This window comes from Streptomyces bobili (genome assembly GCF_002154575.1).
GTDB classification, from domain to species: Bacteria; Actinomycetota; Actinomycetes; order Streptomycetales; family Streptomycetaceae; genus Streptomyces; species Streptomyces bobili.
Genome location: NZ_MUBA01000723.1, coordinates 1 through 3,836 on the forward strand (window position 1 = coordinate 1; position 3,836 = coordinate 3,836).

Sequence of the window (3,836 nt, forward strand, 5' to 3'; positions counted from 1 at the left end):
GGCCCCGCCCGTGCCCCTTCCAGAACGCCCCGAGGCCTGTACAGCCGCTACGCGCGTAGATATGCTCGTCTGGTGACCATGCCCACCAACGCACCCACCGCGGCACCGCCCCTCCCGGACGTCACCTCGTCCGACACCACGCTGCGCCGCTTCCTCCACGGGCTCCCCGGCGTCGACACGGTCGGCCTGGAGACGCGCGCCGCGGCGCTCGGTACCCGTTCCATCAAGACGACCGCGAAGGCGTACGCCATCGACCTCGCCATCTCGATGGTCGACCTGACGACGCTGGAAGGCGCGGACACCCCGGGCAAGGTCCGGGCGCTCGGCGCGAAGGCGGTCCACCCCGACCCGACCGACCGCACGACCCCGTCGACCGCCGCGGTCTGCGTGTACCCGGACATGGTCGCCTCCGCGAAGGAGGCGGTCGCCGGCTCGTCCGTCAAGGTCGCCTCCGTCGCCACCGCCTTCCCGGCCGGCCGCGCCGCACTCCCCGTGAAGCTGGCTGACGTCCGCGACGCGGTCGCCGCGGGCGCGGACGAGATCGACATGGTCATCGACCGCGGCGCCTTCCTCTCGGGCAAGTACCTGAAGGTGTACGACGAGATCACCGCCGTGAAGGAGGCCTGCGGCACGAGCGCCCGCCTGAAGGTCATCTTCGAGACGGGCGAACTGTCGACGTACGACAACATCCGTCGCGCGAGCTGGCTCGGCATGCTCGCCGGCGCGGACTTCATCAAGACGTCCACGGGCAAGGTCGCGGTGAACGCGACGCCCGCGAACACCCTGCTGATGCTGGAGGCGGTCCGCGACTTCCGCGCCCAGACCGGCGTGCAGGTCGGCGTGAAGCCGGCCGGCGGCATCCGCACCACGAAGGACGCCATCAAGTTCCTGGTCCTGGTCAACGAGACCGTGGGCGAGGACTGGCTGGACAACCACTGGTTCCGCTTCGGCGCCTCCTCGCTGCTGAACGACCTGCTGATGCAGCGCCAGAAGCTGGCCACCGGCCGCTACTCCGGCCCCGACTACGTGACGGTGGACTGATCACCATGGCTTCTCTGTTCGAGTACGCACCGGCCCCCGAGTCCCGCTCGGTCGTCGACATCGCGCCCTCCTACGGCCTGTTCATCGACGGCGAGTTCACCGAGGCCGCCGACGGCAAGGTCTTCAAGACGGTGTCCCCGTCGTCCGAGGAGGTGCTGTCGGAGATCGCACGGGCCGGCACCGAGGACGTCGACCGTGCCGTGCGGGCCGCCCGCAAGGCGTTCGAGAAGTGGTCGGCGCTGCCCGGCGCGGAGCGCGCGAAGTACCTGTTCCGGATCGCCCGCATCATCCAGGAGCGCAGCCGCGAGCTGGCCGTCCTGGAGACGCTGGACAACGGCAAGCCGATCAAGGAGACCCGCGACGCGGACCTCCCGCTGGTCGCCGCGCACTTCTTCTACTACGCGGGCTGGGCCGACAAGCTGGACCACGCCGGGTTCGGCCGGAACCCGCTTCCGCTGGGCGTCGCGGGCCAGGTCATCCCCTGGAACTTCCCCCTGCTGATGCTGGCGTGGAAGATCGCCCCGGCACTGGCGACCGGCAACACGGTGGTCCTCAAGCCCGCCGAGACGACTCCCCTGTCCGCCCTCTTCTTCGCGGACATCTGCCGCCAGGCGGGACTGCCCAAGGGCGTCGTGAACATCCTTCCCGGCTACGGCGACGCGGGCGCCGCGCTTGTCGCGCACCCGGACGTGAACAAGGTCGCCTTCACCGGCTCCACCGCCGTCGGCAAGGAGATCGCGAAGACGGTCGCGGGCACCCGCAAGAAGCTCACGCTCGAACTGGGCGGCAAGGGCGCGAACATCGTCTTCGACGACGCCCCGATCGACCAGGCCGTCGAGGGCATCGTCAGCGGCATCTTCTTCAACCAGGGCCAGGTCTGCTGCGCGGGCAGCCGCCTCCTCGTCCAGGAGTCGATCCAGGACGAACTGCTGGACTCCCTCAAGCGCAGGCTCTCCACCCTGCGCCTGGGCGACCCGATGGACAAGAACACCGACATCGGCGCGATCAACTCCGCCGAGCAGCTCGCGCGCATCACCTCCCTGGTGGAGCGGGGCGAGGCGGAGGGCGCCGAGCGCTGGTCCCCGGAGTGCGAACTCCCCACCTCCGGCTACTGGTTCGCCCCGACGCTGTTCACGAACGTCACCCAGGCGCACACCGTGGCCCGCGACGAGATCTTCGGCCCGGTGCTGTCGGTCCTCACGTTCCGCACCCCGGACGAGGCCGTCGCCAAGGCCAACAACACGCCGTACGGCCTGTCGGCGGGCATCTGGACGGAGAAGGGCTCGCGCATCCTGGCGGTGGCGAGCAAGCTCCGGGCCGGTGTCGTCTGGTCCAACACGTTCAACAAGTTCGACCCCACCTCGCCGTTCGGCGGTTACAAGGAGTCGGGCTTCGGCCGCGAGGGCGGCCGCCACGGCCTGGAGGCGTACCTCGATGTCTGAGAAGTCCGAACAGCGACTCAGTGTCTTCAAGACCTACAAGCTGTACGTCGGCGGGAAGTTCCCGCGTTCCGAGAGCGGCCGGGTGTACGAGGTGTCGGACTCGAAGGGCAAGTGGCTGGCGAACGCGCCGCTCTCCTCCCGCAAGGACGCCCGTGACGCGGTCGTCGCCGCGCGCAAGGCGTTCGGCGCGTGGTCCGGTGCGACGGCCTACAACCGGGGCCAGATCCTCTACCGCGTCGCCGAGATGCTGGAGGGCCGCAAGAGCCAGTTCGTCCACGAGGTCGCGGACGCCGAGGGCCTGTCCAAGTCGAAGGCGAACGAGCTGGTCGAGGCCACGATCGACCGCTGGGTCTGGTACGCGGGCTGGACCGACAAGATCGCCCAGGTGGTGGGCGGCGGCAACCCGGTGGCGGGCCCGTACTTCAACCTGTCCTCCCCGGAGCCGACGGGTGTCGTCACGGTCCTGGCCCCGCAGGAGTCGTCGTTCCTGGGGCTGGTCTCGGTGATCGCCCCGGTGATCGCCACGGGCAACACGGTGATCGTGATCGCCAGCGAGAGGTCGCCGCTCCCGGCCCTGTCCCTGGGCGAGGTCCTGGCCACCTCCGACCTGCCCGGCGGCGTGGTCAACATCCTCTCGGGCCGCACCGCGGAGATCGCGGCGCCCCTGGCCTCCCACCAGGACGTCAACGCGATCGACCTGGCCGGCGCCGACGACGTACTGGCGAAGGAGCTGGAGATCGCGGCGGCCGACAACCTCAAGCGCGTCCTTCGTCCACAGCCTGTGGACGACTGGCGGGCGACGCCGGGCATCGAGCGCATGACGGCGTTCCTGGAGACGAAGACGGTCTGGCACCCGACGGGGTCGCTGGGCGCGTCCGGCTCGTCCTACTGAGCCGTCCCGACAAGCCGGAGGGCCGCGGCCTCTCCCCGTCCGGGGAGGCCGCGGCCCTCTGCCGTGCCCCTCAGCGCCCGCCCAGCAGCCCCGTCACCTGCCCCAGCACCGGGATCGACCCGATCGACTGCGCCTGCGCCACCGGGCCCGTCAGCATCTGGGACGTCAGCGGCTTGAAGTCGGCGAGCTGGGTGCCCACGCCGTTGTCGAGCGGGTCGACGCCGGTGCCCGCGAGCGGGTTCGGCTTGAGGTTGGAGACGGCCCCCGTGACGTAAGGCAGTGAGCCGAGCGCGCCCTGCACGCCGGACTGCGGGTCGAGCCGGCCGATGGAGGTGGGGTTCGTGCGCACCGGGTCGACGACGGGCTGGGTGTCGGCGGCGGCGGCCGACGCGCCCGCCCCCAGGGCCGCACCGGCCGTCGCGAGGAGGGCCAGCGCGCGCCGGCCGGTCGAGTTGGAGGAG

General features: G+C 70.8%; 4 protein-coding genes. 3 read left to right on the forward strand and 1 reads right to left on the reverse strand.

What is annotated here, in order from left to right:
* Positions 1–78: 78 nt before the first annotated feature.
* From deoC to BZL64_RS36760, 3 genes are read left to right on the forward strand one after another with little or no spacing between them, the layout of a single operon-like run.
* Positions 79–1,041, forward strand: a complete 963-nt coding sequence (gene deoC / locus BZL64_RS36750; RefSeq protein WP_086773353.1) for a deoxyribose-phosphate aldolase — start codon at positions 79–81, stop codon at positions 1,039–1,041.
* Between the two features lie 5 nt (positions 1,042–1,046).
* Positions 1,047–2,483, forward strand: coding sequence for an aldehyde dehydrogenase family protein (locus BZL64_RS36755; protein WP_086773350.1), 1,437 nt, complete (start codon positions 1,047–1,049; stop codon positions 2,481–2,483).
* Positions 2,476–3,375 (forward strand): aldehyde dehydrogenase family protein, encoded by a 900-nt coding sequence (locus BZL64_RS36760; protein ID WP_086773351.1) that lies wholly within the window; start codon positions 2,476–2,478, stop codon positions 3,373–3,375. Before BZL64_RS36755 ends, BZL64_RS36760 begins: the two co-directional genes overlap by 8 nt.
* A gap of 70 nt (positions 3,376–3,445) precedes the next feature.
* Here the strand turns inward: BZL64_RS36760 and BZL64_RS36765 are convergent.
* Positions 3,446–3,836 (reverse strand): hypothetical protein (locus BZL64_RS36765; protein WP_086773352.1); only part of this gene is annotated, 391 nt, incomplete at its 5' end.